At 62.5% G+C, this 17,171-nt stretch carries 16 protein-coding genes; 13 read left to right on the top strand and 3 right to left on the bottom strand.

The window, feature by feature from the left end:
* Positions 1 to 407: 407 nt before the first annotated feature.
* Positions 408 to 1,151 carry a Crp/Fnr family transcriptional regulator gene (locus V1280_RS17660; protein WP_334526470.1) on the bottom strand — a complete coding sequence of 248 codons (744 nt, stop codon included), beginning with the start codon at positions 1,149 to 1,151 and terminating at the stop codon, positions 408 to 410.
* Between the two features lie 353 nt (positions 1,152 to 1,504).
* On the opposite strand from V1280_RS17660, the gene V1280_RS17655 reads away from it, so the two are divergent.
* Together V1280_RS17655 and V1280_RS17650 are read left to right on the top strand one after the other, a co-directional pair.
* On the top strand, positions 1,505 to 2,407 hold the full coding sequence (locus tag V1280_RS17655) for a hypothetical protein (RefSeq protein WP_334526467.1): 903 nt from the start codon (positions 1,505 to 1,507) through the stop codon (positions 2,405 to 2,407).
* A gap of 496 nt (positions 2,408 to 2,903) precedes the next feature.
* Positions 2,904 to 3,335, top strand: coding sequence for a YybH family protein (locus tag V1280_RS17650; protein WP_334526464.1), 432 nt, complete (start codon positions 2,904 to 2,906; stop codon positions 3,333 to 3,335).
* 467 nt (positions 3,336 to 3,802) lie between these two features.
* Here the strand turns inward: V1280_RS17650 and V1280_RS17645 are convergent, their stop codons facing one another.
* Positions 3,803 to 4,042: a hypothetical protein gene (locus V1280_RS17645; protein ID WP_334526461.1), complete on the bottom strand. Its 240-nt coding sequence runs from the start codon at positions 4,040 to 4,042 to the stop codon at positions 3,803 to 3,805.
* Positions 4,043 to 4,554: 512 nt separating this feature from the next.
* Here V1280_RS17645 and V1280_RS17640 point away from each other — a divergent pair.
* Positions 4,555 to 5,817: a c-type cytochrome gene (locus V1280_RS17640; RefSeq protein WP_334526458.1), complete on the top strand. Its 1,263-nt coding sequence runs from the start codon at positions 4,555 to 4,557 to the stop codon at positions 5,815 to 5,817.
* Positions 5,818 to 5,838: 21 nt separating this feature from the next.
* Here the strand turns inward: V1280_RS17640 and V1280_RS17635 are convergent, their stop codons facing one another.
* The gene (locus tag V1280_RS17635; RefSeq protein ID WP_334526455.1) at positions 5,839 to 7,809 is read right to left on the bottom strand and encodes a 4Fe-4S binding protein; all 1,971 of its coding nucleotides are present in this window, start codon (positions 7,807 to 7,809) and stop codon (positions 5,839 to 5,841) included.
* A 152-nt stretch (positions 7,810 to 7,961) separates the two neighbouring features.
* On the opposite strand from V1280_RS17635, the gene V1280_RS17630 reads away from it, so the two are divergent.
* The 10 genes from V1280_RS17630 to V1280_RS17585 all read left to right on the top strand — a co-directional run bounded on the left by V1280_RS17630 (position 7,962) and on the right by V1280_RS17585 (position 17,161).
* Positions 7,962 to 8,717, top strand: a complete 756-nt coding sequence (locus tag V1280_RS17630) for a biotin/lipoate--protein ligase family protein (RefSeq protein WP_334526452.1) — start codon at positions 7,962 to 7,964, stop codon at positions 8,715 to 8,717.
* Complete coding sequence (locus V1280_RS17625; protein ID WP_334526449.1) at positions 8,714 to 9,253, top strand: DUF6505 family protein; 540 nt, start codon at positions 8,714 to 8,716, stop codon at positions 9,251 to 9,253. The genes V1280_RS17630 and V1280_RS17625 overlap by 4 nt, the downstream gene beginning before the upstream one ends.
* On the top strand, positions 9,250 to 10,257 hold the full coding sequence (locus tag V1280_RS17620) for a DUF6352 family protein (protein ID WP_334526446.1): 1,008 nt from the start codon (positions 9,250 to 9,252) through the stop codon (positions 10,255 to 10,257). Before V1280_RS17625 ends, V1280_RS17620 begins: the two co-directional genes overlap by 4 nt.
* Positions 10,254 to 10,769, top strand: a complete 516-nt coding sequence (locus V1280_RS17615) for a DUF3305 domain-containing protein (protein WP_334526443.1) — start codon at positions 10,254 to 10,256, stop codon at positions 10,767 to 10,769. Before V1280_RS17620 ends, V1280_RS17615 begins: the two co-directional genes overlap by 4 nt.
* Positions 10,766 to 11,398 carry a DUF3306 domain-containing protein gene (locus V1280_RS17610; RefSeq protein WP_334526440.1) on the top strand — a complete coding sequence of 211 codons (633 nt, stop codon included), beginning with the start codon at positions 10,766 to 10,768 and terminating at the stop codon, positions 11,396 to 11,398. Before V1280_RS17615 ends, V1280_RS17610 begins: the two co-directional genes overlap by 4 nt.
* Before the next feature lie 126 nt (positions 11,399 to 11,524).
* The gene (locus V1280_RS17605) at positions 11,525 to 12,304 is read left to right on the top strand and encodes a molecular chaperone TorD family protein (protein WP_334526437.1); all 780 of its coding nucleotides are present in this window, start codon (positions 11,525 to 11,527) and stop codon (positions 12,302 to 12,304) included.
* Between the two features lie 29 nt (positions 12,305 to 12,333).
* The gene (locus tag V1280_RS17600; RefSeq protein WP_334526434.1) at positions 12,334 to 12,552 is read left to right on the top strand and encodes a twin-arginine translocation signal domain-containing protein; all 219 of its coding nucleotides are present in this window, start codon (positions 12,334 to 12,336) and stop codon (positions 12,550 to 12,552) included.
* Positions 12,553 to 12,554: 2 nt separating this feature from the next.
* Positions 12,555 to 15,497: a formate dehydrogenase subunit alpha gene (locus V1280_RS17595; RefSeq protein WP_334526431.1), complete on the top strand. Its 2,943-nt coding sequence runs from the start codon at positions 12,555 to 12,557 to the stop codon at positions 15,495 to 15,497.
* 12 nt (positions 15,498 to 15,509) lie between these two features.
* Positions 15,510 to 16,106, top strand: coding sequence for a formate dehydrogenase FDH3 subunit beta (gene fdh3B, locus V1280_RS17590; RefSeq protein ID WP_284260360.1), 597 nt, complete (start codon positions 15,510 to 15,512; stop codon positions 16,104 to 16,106).
* 41 nt (positions 16,107 to 16,147) lie between these two features.
* Positions 16,148 to 17,161, top strand: coding sequence for a formate dehydrogenase subunit gamma (locus V1280_RS17585; protein WP_334526421.1), 1,014 nt, complete (start codon positions 16,148 to 16,150; stop codon positions 17,159 to 17,161).
* Positions 17,162 to 17,171 lie beyond the last annotated feature (10 nt).

Raw genomic sequence — 17,171 nt, 5'->3', positions numbered from 1 at the left:
TCCGGCACGATAGCACCTTCGCGCTGGCACAACGGCCCGAACATCAGCTCCAGCCGCTTCCAGGCAAGTGTGCAAGACTTGCCTGGTTTCAATGATTATCCAAATGTCGTCTGTGTCGCTTCATGGCCCGAAGGTGAAGAGGTCCGGAAAGTCGCATCAGTCCGCCGGGTAGACAGGAAATCGGCGGTGTAGCCTTCGACCGGCGCTCCTGACCCTGAGCGGAAGTCCTTTCCCAAAAGTCTGAAAATGATCAGCTCTATCGACTCTCCTTCTCGCTGGCTCCGCGCTGCAACACGGGGGTGCAGCCTGATCGGCCCGAACCGCTATTCGGCGAAGCGGCGGAGATTTCAGCACCGTCTTCTCCGACTTCACCGGCCGCGCCGAAGCGGCTACTTCGCCCGTTTCATTTACTGCGTCGGCAGAACCAAAACGCGAGATAGGGCTGCATTCATTGAGAAGATCCCCTCAACCTCGAAACGCATGGTGTCGTGGCATTCGCACGCCACCGCTGCGAGCCGCGATGGGTCGATCTCGATTTCGCCTCGCCGTTCAGATCTGATCGCTCCGGAAGCGCGCAGATTGCGCATCAGGAGCGTCACTGTCGTTCGTCGTACACCCAGTATTTGCGAAAGCGCCTCCTGGGTGAGCGGGAGGACGTCGTGGTCGACGCGGTCGCGAAGATGGAGCAGCCAGCGTGCCATGCGGGCTTGGACCGGATGCAGCGCATTGCAGGCCCCGCCGATTTGTAGCTGTATCAGCATCGCCTTGAAGTGAATCTGGACTGCGTGGCGGATCGCGGGGCTCCGGCTAAAAGCGGCGTGGAATCGCGATGCGGGGATCCGCGAGGCGGTGACCGCGGCACGAACGATGGCGGTAACGGCCCCAGGGGACGGCCCCAGCACGGAAAGAGTGCCTACTGCGCCCTCGCGCCCTATTGCGGCGCTGGCGACCGTCTGCCCGTTGGCCATGTCGATCATCACAGAAATGGCGCCACTATGAGGGAAGAGGACGTGCTCGGTCTGGTCACCCGCCCGCGAGACGACAGCATCCCGATCGAGCGCAACCATCTCTAGCTCGGGTGCCAGCAGATCGAGGTCAGCCGCCGGTAGTGCTGCCAGAAGTCGGTTACCAATTCCGCTGGGAAGCGTCACTGCGGCCTGCCGCAAACCATCCGCCGCATCGCATTTCGAGCGGCATAGGGCGGCTCCCTCAAACTTTGTTTGAATCCGCCTACGCTTCGCGTTCCGAAATCCAATTCAGCTGCGGAAGCTCTCAATGTCAAAAATAGAACTCCAAAAACATGCGACTGCGAGGCGAATTTTTGTTCGCGGGATCATAGAGGAGTTAGATCCCAGCGCCACGCTGCACAATTGCAAAATGCGTATGGGTAATACCATAGGGAGTTCCAATTTCCTGGGCGCGGCAAACGCCGCGGCGATCTCGGAAGAGTGGTGCACGAATCGTCCCTCGCCGGGACCGGCTCGATCATGACCAGCGCGCGATAGTGGATGCCTTTCGCACTGCTGCAGGGGCTTGCTCACGGGCCTGGATCTCGTTTCCGGGCCAGAATGAATCCATCGCATTGCCGGATTTGAGCCGCATTGTGACCCAGGTCGCAGCCAAGGCTCGTGCCGGGGGGGCGCAACACCGGGTTTTCATGGCCGGTCCTTTGCGATTTTGCTTCGGCGCTTTTGTTCTTCTCGCAGGACTTTCAACGGCGCCCGCGTCTTCGAATCCGTTTGCAGACTTCTTCAATGTCGCGCCCCAGACAGCCGCTGCGACCGCTTCCGCGGAAAGGGAGTGCTTGCCGCGACCCGGCAAGTTGACGGCGGACGGTCAGCACTGGGTCTATCGTCTGGATGGCCAACGCAAGTGTTGGTTTCTGGCTGCCGAGGGGATCGCGACGGTGCGGAAGCGGGTTCATCATCACGCCGCAAAGGATCGTGTCGCCGCTCCCGCTGAGAACGAGTCCGCGTGGCGCAAGCAGGAGGCGCTCGTGGATACGCGTGCGGAGCAGCTGCGCTCCGCACCGGCGACGTCTGAAGCGATGCCGCCCGCGTCCAAGCTAAAGGTGGTTGATGCCGCTTCTGTGGTCGCTATCGGGGCCGCGGCCCCGGTGCTATCGGCACCCGTCGCCAACCGCGCGACCGATCAGCTCACGCCTGACCACCCCACGCGGCGCCATGTGGACGTGGAGGCGCTTCTCGCAGCCGCGCCGGCCGCCAGCGACGCGGTTGCCGTCTCTGTGGCTCCGGCCTCACTGGTCGCCTTTCCTATTGCCGAGGCGAGCGATCACGGGCGGGGCTGGACGGCAAACTGGCTTGGCCTGGTGCTGATGGCTCTGGGGCTCGTTTCCGTCTTAAGCTCGAGCCGAACCGTTCGGGAGGCGATGCTGTTGCGCGATTGATCCAACGAGCGGCCAGCGCGGACGACGCATTCCGGAACTGCCTTTGGCTTTTGGTCCAAATCTGCAACCTGCCGCTGGCCAAGCCGAAGATGATGGCGGCACAGCTTCGCGTAGACCGTGCTCTTGGCGAGACCGAGCGCAGACTGATCGCGACCACATTCTTTTTGCACGAACGTAGCATCCGCGCGATCGGGTCCCGCTTGGCGGACTCGGCCAGCGAAAGGTGCGGTATATGTTCTCGGGGGAGACGGGTCGTCTCAAGCAAATCTGATGGCGTCGATTGCACACCGACACTTGTCACCAAAAGACTTTCGATATCCGAGCGTGGTTCAACGATGTTTGGACCAAGTGCACCGGCAAGCTGGGCGAGGTACTGCGTTGCTCCGGTTCGTCAACGTTGCTGACGGTAATTTCCCGGAATTGCTGTGGCGCCAAACGCGGTCTGAGATGTGGCATTTCAACGCATCCACTTCGACGTCAAGATCCGGAATGGGAGATGATGATGCGCAGCACAGCACTGGTGATTGCATGCGTGATCTCATTGACCGCGCCGGCTTCGGCTCAGAAGGCCGAGATTGAAGCGATCAACACGAAATGGATTGAATTGTTCAACAAAGGGGACTTCTCTGGGGTTGCGTCACTCTACAGCACCGATGCGACCGCCTTCCCGCCCGGTTCTGCGATGGTACACGGCCGAGCGGCCATCGAGGCAATGTGGAAGGGCATGGCCGACCAAGTTGGCGATCCAAAGCTCACAACCGTTGACGTCAAGCCGCTCAGCCCTTCTGCGGCACGCGAAATCGGGACCTTCACTTTGAAAACCAAGGGACCGACACCGCAGGAGGTGACCGGAAAATATGTCGTCGTTTGGGAAAAGGTCGGAAACGACTGGAAGCTCACCACTGACATATGGAACGACGGCAAATAGGCACATCTCGTCCTTTCCGCTCGGCATCTTCAATCCGAAACGCTCAGGTGGAGGCAACTTGGCGCGAAGGAGTGGAACTCCGATCACTGATGCGAGAGATGTGAGGTAGCACACATCTGCCCCTCGTATGGGGCGCTAATCAGACCTCCGGCTCACGCATCAGCCAAGGAGTTACCATGAAGCGCCTAATGCTTTGCGGTCTGATTGCCGTCGCATCGCTCGTTGCGGCAACAACCCTGTCGCGATCGTATATATGGCCGATCAATGGGACCGTTGGAGCGACTCGACTAGCCGGCGTGCAAACGTCGCAGGCCGGAGTTCAGACAGACAAACTTCCGATCCAGGATTTCGATGATCGTTCGTTGGTGTTTCCACGCGAGACGATGCCACGCTAGCCGAGCAATAGAAGTGACCTTTGCTTGCGGAGCGGCGCTCCGATCGGTTGAATGGAAAGCATCCTTGACCCATCAGGGGCCCGTGAAATTGGGTTGCGTACCGGGTGGATCGCCGAGCAGTCCCAAAGACTGGAGCGCCGCACTGTGCTGATCGACTTCCAGTATCGCCAGCAGCAGGGCCAGCAAGACCGCGACGAAAATGAGCATCAATGAGGGCTCTTTGGTCGCCGGATCATCGGTCCACGAAAGCAAGGCACGCAGGCCTCGCAAGTGCGAAATCATCTGCAGATACGCTTTGGATCGTATTTGCATGACCGAGGCCCTCGCAGCCTCAAATACAAACTAGAACCCGGCGAGCCGTTGTTCAAGCTGGCGCGTCATTGTGCATCATGGAACTGAGCAGATCGTCATTCGTTGAGCTGCATCAAATCGAGCGGGTTTGCGTCATGCGGCAATTCGCAATCCTTGTAGGCGTGGCGGTGTGGTCCAGCTGCGGGTTGGCGCTCGCCCAAACGGATCAACGCATTGAGAAGCCGGCCACTGTTGGCGCGGGACGAACTGCTCCGGAGGATAAAGGCCAGTTGCAGCCGCAAGGCTGGACCGGCCCGGTCGACACCCGATCGGGTGGTGCGCCCGCCGAAAGCCCGCAAGGACAGAGCCCACCCGGCATGCAAGCCGCTCCGGACGGGTCGAACAAGGCTGTCGTCGCGCCGGACAAATGACTCGTTTGTTCGAAGCACGAATTAAGGCAGAATGAGAAGCGGTTCCAGTTCGTTCGGCGCTGCCCCGGATCGCTGATGAATTCCTCGCGTCTCGCCCCGCTGATGCTCGCCGCCTCGCTCCTCATCTCGGTGCAGACAGCTCGTGCGCAAATGATGGGACACGGCGGGCCGGTAAGGACCATTGCTGTTTCGGCCGATGGGACGAGCCTTTTGTCTGGCGGGTTCGACACCGCCGCCATCAGATGGTCGCTCGCAAGAGAATCCGCGGAACAGGTGTTGCGGTTTCATACGGACGCGGTGAACGCGGTTGGTTTCCTCACTGACCGACGGATGGTGACCGCCGGCGCGGACGCCCGCATCGCGATCTGGACGGCCGGTCAACAGCAGCCGGACACGGTGTTGCTGGGACATCAGGCGCCTGTCGTCGCATTGGCGGTTTCGCCCGACGGTGAGATGATCGCTTCTGGATCCTGGGATCACTCGGTGCGGCTCTGGTCACTCATCGACGGCGCGCAGCGTGTGTTGGAAGGTCATTCGCAAAACGTCAACGGCCTTGCTTTTGCGCCCGACGGCAAGTCGCTCGTCAGCGTCGGCTACGATCTCACGCTGCGGATCTGGCATTTGCCGAGCGCTATTGTCGAAACAATTGCGCTGCCGGCCCCGTTGAATGCCGTCGTCATCGCGGCGGACGGCGAGATCCTCGCCGGGGCGGCCGACGGCAAGCTGCGCATGCTGAGTGCTGAGGGCAAGGATCGTGGCGAGGTCGCCGCCGGGGCCACGCCGATCGTGGCTCTTGCCATCTCCAACAATGACGCATTGATCGCGGCCGCGAGGGTGGATGGCGCGGTGGCGATCATCGATCGCACAACTCGTGCTGTGTTGCGCACGCTGATGGGACTGGGCGGACCTGTCTGGTCGGTTGTATTCCTGCCTGATGGCGAAACCCTGCTGACCGGCGGTGCTGACGGAAAGATCCGGCGCTGGAATGCGCGTACCGGCGAGCCGATCGGCTCGAATTTGCTGGGCACGCCGGCCGATCCCATGGCGGCCTACGCCGGCGATCCCGGCGCCGAGGTGTTCCGCGCCTGTGTGGCCTGTCACACACTATCGGAGAAGGAAACGCAGCGCGCGGGGCCGACATTGGCGGGATTATACGGCCGAAAGATCGCGTCGCGGCCGGGCTATCGTTTTTCCGATGCACTCAGGGCGATGGACATCGTCTGGACGCCCGAGACGGTCGCAAGACTGTTCGAGATCGGTCCGAATGCCTATACGCCCGGCACTAAGATGCCGGAGCAGCGCATCGGCTCTGCCGAAGATCGCCGGGCGCTCACGGATTTTCTGGCCCGCGCGACCGTGAAATAGTCCATTGCGGAATATAGCAATCTAGTTCTTGTTGTCTCGCTGGCGCAAATAGTCGTCGGTCGTCCGTGGCGGTGCACGTTCGTGGGCGCCGACGAACGGATCGAACTGCTGCTCGCTCATGGTGATAACACGGCAGTCGGCACACATCCTGAGCGTGTCGAGTCGCTTGTCGCCGGCTGGATACATCCAGTGCCGGCCTTCGAGCTTCGCCGTGATACGATCGATCGTGCTCTTGACGCCAAACGGCTTGCCGCATCGGACGCATAGGGCGGGCTCTTCCTCTTTGATTACCCGGGCCGGGGCACGAGAGGCGCGGAAGTCGATCTGCGGATTCAGCGTGATCACCTTTTCGGGGCAAGTGCTTTGGCACAATCCGCATTGCACGCAGGCATCCTCGATGAATTTGAGGACGGGGCGCTCGGGATCATCGCGCAACGCGCCAGTCGGACAGACCGAAACGCAGGACAGGCACAACGTGCATCCATCCGTGTTGACGCTGATCGCGCCGACGGGTGCGCCTTGCGGCAGGGCGACTACGTCGACCTGCGTCGGCGCCAGGCGGTGCAATTCGCTCAAGGCAAATCGGAGCAGGTCACGCCGCTTGCCGACGGTCTTGAAGGTTGCGGGCGTCTCGACCGCCGCAAGCATCTCGATCCCACCCAGTTGCGTAGCCAGCGCGTCGGGATCGTCCGTTTCGATCGTGGCTACACGGCATCCGTCAAATCCGAGCCCGATCAGAATGGCATCGGCCATGGCGATCGTTTGCGATAGTCCGGTTACTTCATGCCGTGGTTTTGCGCGCAGCAGGAACCGCACGGCGGACGTGCCATAGGCGAATGCGCCGATGACCGCTTCCAGCCCGACCTGCGTCAGTTCGTTGACGGCGAGCGGAAGCACGTTGGCCGGAAGCCCGTCGCCGTGACGGGCGAGCGCGTCGATCAGCGGCGTGCCGTTCGGGCGGTCATGCAGCAGCAGCACCGGATGCATGCCACCGGCCTCGCGATAGGCGAGCAGCAAGGCGCGAAGGGTGTGCAACTGGGTGTCGGCGGGCGGCAGCGCGTAGGATGCTGCTCCCGTGGGGCATGCGGCCGCGCATTGCCCGCAACCGGCACACACTTCCGCGTTGATATCGACATGATCGCCAGCGGGCGTGATCGCCCCGGTCGGGCACAGATCGAGACAGCGATGGCATCCGGTCAGCTTCGAGCGCGAATGAGCGCACAGACCGGGCGTGAACTCGACATATCTCGGCTTGTCAAAACTGCCGACGAGATCGCGCGCGGAAAGCACCGCGCGCAGCACGGCGGCGGGATCCTTGGGATCCGCACGCAGATAGCCGTCGCGCAAGTCGTGCGCGGGAAACAGCGGCATCTCGCCGGAGAGGTCGAGCACGAGGTTGCAGCGCGAAGTTGCCCCGTTGCGCGGAGCTTCGAACAGGAAGCGATCGCGCGACGACGGGCGGGGCTGCGCGTAGTCGTCGATCGTGAGCTCGAAGGCGCCGAAATGTCCCCGCGCGCTGCGGATCGTGCCCTGCACGATCGGGAAGACTGTCGCTGCAGGCGGCGTGATATCCGTCGGCTGCTTGAGCATGACCGTGACATCGAGGTAGCCCGCGAGCATCCGGCCGGCTTCGATCGCCGCCTCATCGCGCCCATAGATCAGGATGATGCCGTCGCTTGTCAGCGTGACCAGCGGATAGTCCGGTGCGGAAATTGCAGCCGCTGCAAGCAGCGCCGCCATCTTCGCGCCCGCATTCGCGCCGTCGCGCGACCAGCCCGCGGTCTCGCGGACGTTGACGAAGCAGATTCCATCAGGACGTTCGCCGGCCTCCTCGGTAAACTGCGCCGCCTGCTGCGTGCAGGCGACCGTCAGCGCGCCGTCCGCCTTTGCGGCACTGCGAAAATGTTCGAGTTCCGCGCCGCAGAGATTACGAAAGGTCTTGATCTCACAGTTGGGGCATCCACGCCGGATCGCGGCCGCGTCGAGGCGCATCGTGTCTTCACACGAGCAGATCAGGACGGTCTTCGCTGGATGCTCCAGGTGAATCCCTCCGTCAGTGCGGCGCGGACTCAACGGACTCGCGCCGATCCTTTGCCTCGTATAGATATTCCCTATTGGGAAGAAAAGGAAAGTGGAGGACGGCCTTGCCGTCGACCCCTGCGACCCATGTTTCCCTGGCGGAACCGATCCATCTGCCGCCGCCATTCACGCTCGTCCGGCTGCGTGAGAGCGGAGACGCCTTTGCCCACGCTTGCCGCATTGCACCCAAAAGCGGTGCCGGCACGCTGGTGTATGTCGGGCGGTTCGACCTTGCAGAATTCGCCGTGGTGCTTGAGCCGGGCGAGCCCCTGGGCACCGCACGGCGCGCCTTCTATGCGGGCATGATCGCGCTCACTGACGCTCTTCGCGCCTATGCGCCGCCGAACAAGACGGTCGCGATCCGCTGGCCCGACGCCGTCGAGATTGACGGCGGGCTGGTCGGCGGCGGGCGGATGGGATGGCCGTCGCCCGCGCGCGAGGACGAGCCTCCCGCCTGGCTGGTGTTTGGCGCCATGATCCGGACGGTCGCAATGGCCGATCAGGGACCGGGCGTTCATCCGCTCGCGTCTGCGCTGGAGGAGGAGGGGTTTGGCGAAGCAGGGGCTGTGCAGGTGACCGAGAGCTTTGCGCGCCACCTGATGCGGGTGAGCGACGGTTGGCAGGTCGATGGCTTTGACGGCGTCGCGCGCGACTATCTCAGCCGCGTCACCCGCGAGAGGCAAACGCTCCTGCGGATTGACGATCGCGGCGATCTCCTCACGCGGCTACTCCGCACCGACACGACTGAGCGGGGTGGGCTCGTGAAGGCGCTCGCCGCGCCATCCTGGCTCGATCCAAAGCTCGGAGGGCCGCGGCTGTGAAACTGCTGCGCACCATAGCGCTCGATCCCTCCGACACCTTCGTATTCGATGCGGCGGCCGTACCAGGCGAATGGACCGTCTCCGGCGCCTTCCGCTTCTGCGATCAGGATCCGGCCAAACTCAGCGGCAAGGCGCGCGCGGCCTTCCGCAGCGGCTTCCTCGGCGTGCAATCCTGGGGCTGGTCGACGCTTGCGCAAATCGTTCCGGCGACGGAGAATGATCGTGAGGTGCTGGTCGATCTCCTTGCTAGGCAGCTCGTCGACCTCTTCGGCGCGCCGGACGCTGCAAGGGCACGGGCCGCCGCAGAAGACGAAGTCGCCTTCGTGCAATCGCTCTGCGCGCATCCGATCAGTTCGCTCATCGCGGTGCACCGCGCGGCCAATGACGGCGAGGTTCGCGAGACCTTCCGCAGGTTGCAACTGCGGAAAGGGCAGGGCCATGGCAAGGCGTTCTCGTTCATGGAGGTGGAGGACGACGTCGAGGCGGACAGCGATCTCAACCTTGCAGATATCGCCAGGGAGCCGCAACACCGATGAAGGATTTCTGGATCGCGTGTGGCCATCACTTGCTCGATCGCGATGCGAGCGGCGGGCTCCGTGCGACCGATGAATTCCTGAAGGCCTATTTTTCCCGTCCCGAACTGATGCCGCCGGACGATGCATGCCCGGTTGAACGAAGGCTGCACCGCGAGCTGCTCGCTGATCCGCGCCAGCCGGTGGGCGATGACGAGATCGCTGCGATCACCGATCAGGACGCACGCGAAAACTGGCGGTTCGTGCTCGCTTTTCGTGATCTCCTGCTGCGGCATCCGACGCTCGAGGCTGCCTACCTTGCAACCGTCCGGTCGCGGACCAACGATCTGCCGCCGGTGTTCGTGAATCAGCTCGTGCACGTGATCCTGCGCAACGCGCTCGATGGCTGCGATGATCCGTTCGCGCTGCGTGCAGCCGAGCTGTTCTTTCGCTCGCAGCGCATCCTGCCACATGAACAGGCCTTGCTTCTCGGCGATGAAGAGGTTGTCGGTGGGCAGAGCCCGACCCCGGTGCTCTCGTTGATATCGATGCTGGGGGTTGCGGCCGACGCCCGGCTGGACGTGTTGAGCGAGGCGAACGCCGAAGAGTATTGGCGACGCAGCGACGATTTCGACATGGCGTTCGACCTCACTCCGGGGGGCCGCGGACGAACGGCGCTGGCGCAGGCGATGGCGCGCTGGATCTCCCATCTGCTCGGGATCGACGTTGCCATTGAGCCGTTGCGCGAGCTCCATGATGCGCAGCTCACCTGGTATGTCGGGCTCGATGCCGACGCCACCAGTCTCGGCGACCGTCTCTGGCATGGCGAGCAGCTCGACGAACGCAGCGCCGGACGTGTGCTCGGGCTGTTCCGCCTGACGTTTGCGGACATCTGCGCGGCCAAAGTGGATATGCAGGGCGAGCCGGTCTATCTGCTCCTGGCGATGACATCCGATCGGAAGCTCAGGATGAAGCCACAGAATTTGCTGACGGGGCTGCCGATCAAACGCCTGGAGATGGTGACGTGAGCCCCGCCGCGCTGCCAGTCCTGAGCATTCCCGTCGGCATCGTGGTCGAGCGGTGCAGGGCGGATTCGCAATGGGCCGACTTCGTCTGGCGCGCTGTCGCCGTGCTGCCCGATGAACCCGAGACAAAGCCGTGGACCGTGCTTCGCGAAGAGCACGGCGCGACCCTGTTCTATGCAGGCAGCGCCACAGTCGATCTCTATCCGTCCGAGACGGCGCGCTATCGCGACAATCTCACCTCGGGCAGTGCAAGCATCTGGATCGTGTTGTCGCCAGCGGAAGGTGCCTGGCCCTATTCGGTGACGGCCGCTACCGCCGATCCCGCAGAAGGCGAGGCCTTCACAGAAGCCGGCGGCAATCTCGTCGAGGCTGTGGCCATGCCGGAGATGCTGCGCCAGGCGATTGAAAGTTTCGTCGCTGAGCACCACGTCGAGCGTGAGTTCTTCAAGCGCGCGCGGCGGCAAGCCGACCCGGAGGCGATGGCGCGCCGTCAGCATGAAGGCGGACATGAATGAGTGAGGACAAGTTCCTGAAACGGTGGTCCCGCCGCAAGCAGGAGGCAAGGGCGAATGCTACGCTGCCGGAGGCGGCATTGCGCGACGACGTGCAATCTGCGCCGCCGCCCGCCATCAAAGATGAGGAGTTCGAATTCGACCTGTCGAGTCTGCCGCCGATCGACTCGATCACGTCCGCGACCGACATCAAGGCATTTCTGCGCAGAGGGATTCCGCAGGAGCTGACGCGTGCGGCGCTTCGTCGCGCCTGGAACGCTGATCCTGCCATTTGCGAATTCGTCGGGCTCGCGGAGAACGCCTGGGACTTCAACGATCCGACCGCGATGCCGGGCTTCGGCCCGCTGGACTGCTCTGAGGCAGAATTGGCCGCGCTGGTTGATCGGATCGTCGGTGGCTTGGGCAAGGCGGCTCAATCCTTGCCGGATCTATCCGTCGAACCCGAGGATTCTTCACGAGAATTGCATCAGGAGGAAGAACCTGCCGCAGTCACGGACGCGGCTGACCGACCTGCCGCGGCCGAGCTCGCGTCCGCTCCTGTTGCAGCGCAACCGGCGGTGACTGAAGACACCAAAGGTGAAACCGATCCTGTGCGGCGATGCCGAACGCATGGTGGCGCGCTGCCATCCTAGATGCTCGACCAAAGGCTTATAGCCTCCGGCTATGGGCAAGCGTTGACCACCCGCGGAGCCAGGACTACGCTTCGCTGTTGCTTTGTTACAAAAGCAAAAAATCAAGCACCTGGATGGGAGGTCCACGTGCGTGATGATGGCCTTGATCGCGCCATTGACGCCGCTGGCGGCGTTGCCCAGCTTGCGCGCAAAAGCGGCATCAGCCAGCCCTCCGTTTCGAACTGGGGCAACGTGCCCGCACAACGGGTGATTGCAGTCGAAGCCGCGACCGGCATATCGCGCGGCGAATTGCGGCCTGATCTCTTTAGTAAGCAGCCTCTGTCCGTGGCGCCGGTGGATCCCGTCGACACGGCGCGCTCGCACGAATATTGGCTCCTGGCCACGCTCCTGTCCGCAGCGCCGTCAGGAAAGCTGCTTGATCAACTGGCTGCATTGACCGGCGATGCGACGCCGCTCGGGCGGGCGCATATTGCACTGGCCGCGGCCGCTGCCGGCGCGGTCGCAGCGAGGGTCGAGCGCGAATATTTCGATCTGTTCGTCGGCCTCGGACGTGGTGAGCTCTTGCCGTACGCCTCGTACTATCTGACCGGCTTTCTCAACGAGCGGCCACTGTCGCGCCTGCGCGCCGACCTCGCCGCGCTCGGGATCGAGCGTGTTGCGAACGGTTCCGAGCCGGAAGACCATGCGGCCATCCTCTGCGAGATCATGGCAGGTCTTGCCGGGGGCCGCTTCGAGGCATCGTCCGATGCACAGCGCGCCTTTTTCGAGAAACACGTCGCCCCCTGGATGGGGCGCCTGTTCGCCGACATCGAGGGCGCAGAGCACGCCACCTTCTATCGTGCGGTCGGTGCGCTCGGTCGCGCCTTTATCGAGATCGAGATGGAAGCATTCACATTCGCCAACTGACCTGCTCGCGTAGGTCCAGGAGAGATGCGATGAGTGAAGATGAGAAAGCCACAGTCGGGCGTCGCGGCTTCCTGCGCAAGGTCAGCATTGGCACGATCGGTGCCGGCGCGACACTCGCGACACCGCTGGTCGGGTCGGCACAGGCCGACAGCGAAACCAACGATGAGAAGCGAAGGGCACGCTACAAGGAGACCGATCACGTCAAGGCCTTTTACCGCGTCAATCGTTATCCGGCTAAGGGAGGCTGACCGTGTTGATCAAGCGAACAAACCAGCATTCCCTGCGCCACGGCTCCGTCGCGGAGTCCCTGGCGGGTCAGGGCGGCGGCCTCGACCGCCGCAGTTTTCTGCGCAAATCCGGCCTCGTGGGCGGCGCACTCGCAGCACTTGGCACCCTGCCGCTCGGCAGCGTGCGCAAGGCTGAGGCGGCGATGGCCGGCCCGCTCACCGTGGGCGCGACCGTCCGCAAGAGCGTCTGCACGCATTGCTCCGTCGGATGCACGGTCACAGCGGAGGTCTTGAATGGGGTCTGGATCGGCCAGGAGCCGAGCTGGGATTCCCCAATCAATCGCGGATCACACTGTGCCAAGGGCGCCTCCGTGCGCGAGCTCGTACATAGCGAGCGACGGCTGCGTTATCCGATGAAGCTTGTGGGTGGGCAGTGGACGCGTGTCTCCTGGGATACCGCGATCAACGAGATCGGCGACAAGCTTCTCGCCGTGCGTGAGAAGTCGGGCCCCGATTCCGTCTATTGGCTCGGCTCGGCAAAGATGACCAACGAAGGCGCCTATCTGTTCCGCAAGCTCGGCGCCTTCTGGGGAACCAACAACACCGACCATCAGGCGCGCATCTGCCATTCAACAACCGTCACCGGCGTCGCTAACACCTGGGGTTACGGCGCGATGACCAACAGCTTCAACGATATCCGCAATGCCAAGACCCAGGTCATCATGGGCGGCAATCCAGCCGAGGCGCACCCTGTATCGTTGCAGCATCTGCTCGAGGGCAAAGAGCTTCAAAGGGCCAACTTTGTCGTCATCGACCCGCGCCTGACGCGAACCGCGGCACACGCAACCGAATATGTGCGGATGCGGCCGGGCACCGATATCCCGGTGCTGTACGGCATGATGTGGCACATCCTCCAGAACGGGTGGGAAGACAAGGAGTTCATCCGACAGCGGGTCTATGGATTCGATGATCTCCGGAAAGAAGTGGAGAAGTGGAATCCGGAAGAAGTCGAGCGTGTCACCGGCATTCCCGGCGAGCAGCTCAAGCGCGTCGCCAAGTTGTTTGCCACCGAGAAGCCGGCAACACTGATCTGGGCCATGGGCCAGACCCAAAAGACCGTTGGCACCGCCAACGTGCGGGCCAGTTGCATCGCGCTGCTGATGACCGGCAATGTCGGCGGAGCGGGTATGGGCGCCAACATCTTCCGTGGCCATGACAACGTGCAAGGCGCGACCGATGTCGGGCTCGATATCGTCACGCTGCCGTTCTACTATGGGCTCGCCGAAGGCGCGTGGAAGCACTGGTCGCGGGTTTGGGACGTCGACTATGAGTTCCTGAAGTCGCGCTTCGACTCCAAGCAGATCATGGAAACGCCCGGCATCCCGCTGACCCGCTGGTTCGAAGCGGTGACGCTGCCGAAAGATCAGATCGCGCAGAAAGACAATGTGCGGGCGGTATTCGTGCAGGGACACGCTTCCAACAGCATTACCCGCATTCCTGAATCCCTGAACGGCCTGAAGGCGCTCGAACTGCTCGTCATCGCCGACCCGCATCCGACGACCTGGGCCTCGCTCTCGGTCGAGGCGGGACGCAAGGATGGAGTCTACATTCTCCCGGTCGCGACGCAATTCGAATGCAAGGGTTCACGCGTTGCCTCGAACCGCTCGCTGCAATGGGGCGAGCAGATCGTGAAGCCGATCTTCGAATCGAAGGATGATCTCGAGATCATCTATCTCTTAGCGAAGAAATTTGGCTTCGCCGACAAGATGTTCAAGAACATCAAGGTCGAGAACGATCTGCCGGAGGCGGAGGATGTGCTGCGTGAGATGAACCGCGGCAGTTGGTCGACCGGTTATTGCGGGCAATCGCCGGAGCGCCTCAAGGCGCACATGAAGAACCAGGCGAAGTTTGACATGCTGACGATGCGGGCGCCCAAGGACGATCCCGAGGTCGGCGGCGACTATTACGGTCTGCCCTGGCCTTGCTGGGGATCGCCGGAGGTCAAGCATCCGGGCACTCCTCTACTCTATAACACTAACCTGCATGTGATGGACGGCGGCGGCACGTTCCGGCCGCGTTTCGGCGTGGAGCGCGAAGAGAAGCTGCCGGACGGCACGACGCGGAAAGTAAGTCTGCTCGCGGACGGCTCGTACTCAAAAGGTTCGGCGATCGAGGACGGTTATCCGGAATTCACTCTGGCGGTCCTGAAGAAGCTCAGCTGGGACACGGAGCTCACGGAAGCCGAGATGGCGACAATCAATAAAATCAATCCGGCCGCTCCGGACACCGTATCGTGGTCGCTCGATCTCTCGGGCGGCATCCAGCGCGTTGCGCTGGCGCATGGCTGCGTGCCCTACGGCAACGGCAAGGCGCGCATGAATGCGTTCGGCCTGCCAGATCCCATTCCGGTTCACCGCGAGCCGATCTACACGCCGCGCGTCGACCTGATCTCCAAATATCCGACGCTGCCCGATGCCAAGCAGTTCCGAGTGCCCAATGTTGGCTTCTCGGTGCAAAAGGCGGCAGTGGAGAAGGGGATCGCCAAGCAGTTTCCGCTCGTCCTCTCGTCCGGCCGGTTGGTCGAGTACGAAGGCGGCGGCGAGGAGACGCGGACCAATCCCTGGCTCGCCGAATTGCAGCAGGACATGTTCGTCGAGATCAATCCCGCCGACGCCGTCGAGCGCGGCGTCAGGGACGGCGGCTGGGTCTGGGTCACGGGTGCCGAGAACAATTCCAGGGCGAGGATGAAGGCGCTTGTCACCGAGCGCGTCGGCAAGGGCGTGGCCTGGATGCCCTTCCATTTCGGCGGTTGGCTCGCAGGCAAGGACCTGCGTGGCAACTACCCCAAGGGCACCGATCCGATCGTGCTCGGCGAAAGCGCCAACACGATCACCACCTATGGATACGATCCCGCGACGAACATGCAGGAGACCAAGGTTACTCTCTGCCAGATCGCAGCGGCATAAGGAGCAACGACGATGGCACGTATGAAGTTTCTCTGCGACGCCGACCGTTGCATCGAGTGCAACGCCTGCGTGACAGCCTGCAAGAACGAGCATGAGGTACCCTGGGGCATCAACCGGCGCCGCGTCGTCACCATCAATGATGGCAAGCCTGGCGAACGCTCGGTCTCGATGGCGTGCATGCACTGCACCGATGCACCCTGCGCCGCCGTGTGCCCGGTGAATTGCTTCTACACCACCGCCGATGGCGTGGTGCTACATTCCAAGGATCTCTGCATCGGCTGCGGCTATTGCTTTTACGCCTGTCCGTTCGGCGCGCCGCAATACCCGAAGATCGGCAATTTCGGCTCGCGCGGAAAGATGGACAAATGCACGTATTGCGCCGGAGGGCCGGAGGCCGACGGCAGCAAGGAGGAATACGAGAAGTATGGCGCGAACCGGCTTGCCGAGGGCAAGCTGCCACTCTGCGCCGAGATGTGCTCGACCAAGTCGTTGTTGGCCGGAGACGGCGAGATCATTGCTCAAATCTACAAAGAGCGCGTCATGAAACGGGGCTACGGCTCAGGTGCATGGGGCTGGAAGACGGCTTATCGCGAGACGATCGAGTCCTGAGTTGCGGCTTCGGCAAGGGCGCGCACGACCAGGGAGGGTTTATGAGCTCATTTGCAAGAGTCATTCGTCTGATCGTCTGCGCGTGCGCTTTGCTCGTGTTGCTCATGGCTGTGCCGCCGCCGGCGAGCGCGCAGCAGATCAACCCAACGGCAAGCTCTGTCAATGAGCGGCAGTTGCTCCAGGAGATGGACCGGATCCAAGGCCGCGTCAGCATTCCCGACCAGCGCTCCAGTGTGCTCATGCAGCCGGCGGGGCGCGACTGGCGCGAATTTCGTAACGTCACACTACGCTGGATCGGCGGCGTTGCCATTCTCGGCATGCTTGCAGTGCTCGTGATCTTCTATTTGACGCGCGGCATGGTCCGACTCGAAGGTGGTCGGTCCGGTCGCACCATCGTGCGCTTCAATACGTTTGAGCGGTTCGTGCACTGGATGACCGCGACTTGCTTCATCATTCTGGCAATTTCCGGTCTGAACATAACCTTCGGCCGGCCGCTGCTGCTCCCGCTCGTCGGTTTTGAAGCATTCTCCGAATGGTCCCAATGGGCGAAATACGCTCACAACTACCTGAGCTTCCCCTTCACTATCGGCGTGGTGCTGATCTTTCTGACGTGGATCGCTGGCAACATCCCGAACAAGGTGGACATTGATTGGCTCAAACGGGGAGGCGGCATGGTTGGGCATGATCATCCGCCAGCCTATCGCTTCAATGCCGGCCAGAAGGCGATCTACTGGATCGTCGTGATCGGCGGCGTACTGGTTGCCGCGAGCGGCTACATCCTCATGTTTCCGTTCTACGCCACGGGGATTGAGGGCATGCAGACGGCTCAGATCGCTCATGCCATCGTCGGGGTTCTATTCATCGCCGCGATGCTGGCGCACATTTACATTGGCACGATCGGCATGGAGGGAGCGTTCGAGGCCATGGGCTCAGGCGAGGTCGACGTCAACTGGGCGCGCGAGCACCACAGCCTGTGGCTGGACGAGGAAATGGTGCGCACGGGGCCGAACGGCAATCAACCGCAGCCGCGCCACACAGCCTCCGCGGCGGAGTAGTGGCGGAGAG

Origin of the sequence: Bradyrhizobium sp. AZCC 2230 (genome assembly GCF_036924495.1) — a bacterium.
In the GTDB taxonomy this organism is placed as follows: Bacteria; Pseudomonadota; Alphaproteobacteria; order Rhizobiales; family Xanthobacteraceae; genus Bradyrhizobium; species Bradyrhizobium rifense.
The sequence above is the reverse complement of the archived record's forward strand: the minus strand, read 5'-3'. Positions and strand labels throughout refer to the sequence as shown.

Bases quoted from the DNA above. Each gene is read 5' to 3' on its own strand.
- V1280_RS17620 (WP_334526446.1), top strand. From the start codon at position 9,250: ATGAAGGATTTCTGGATCGCGTGTGGCCATCACTTGCTCGATCGCGAT.
- V1280_RS17645 (WP_334526461.1), bottom strand. From the start codon at position 4,042: ATGCAAATACGATCCAAAGCGTATCTGCAGATGATTTCGCACTTGCGA.
- V1280_RS17610 (WP_334526440.1), top strand. From the start codon at position 10,766: ATGAGTGAGGACAAGTTCCTGAAACGGTGGTCCCGCCGCAAGCAGGAG.
- V1280_RS17585 (WP_334526421.1), top strand. From the start codon at position 16,148: ATGAGCTCATTTGCAAGAGTCATTCGTCTGATCGTCTGCGCGTGCGCT.
- V1280_RS17600 (WP_334526434.1), top strand. From the start codon at position 12,334: ATGAGTGAAGATGAGAAAGCCACAGTCGGGCGTCGCGGCTTCCTGCGC.
- fdh3B (WP_284260360.1), top strand. From the start codon at position 15,510: ATGGCACGTATGAAGTTTCTCTGCGACGCCGACCGTTGCATCGAGTGC.
- V1280_RS17650 (WP_334526464.1), top strand. From the start codon at position 2,904: ATGATGATGCGCAGCACAGCACTGGTGATTGCATGCGTGATCTCATTG.
- V1280_RS17640 (WP_334526458.1), top strand. From the start codon at position 4,555: ATGCTCGCCGCCTCGCTCCTCATCTCGGTGCAGACAGCTCGTGCGCAA.
- V1280_RS17635 (WP_334526455.1), bottom strand. From the start codon at position 7,809: ATGCGCCTCGACGCGGCCGCGATCCGGCGTGGATGCCCCAACTGTGAG.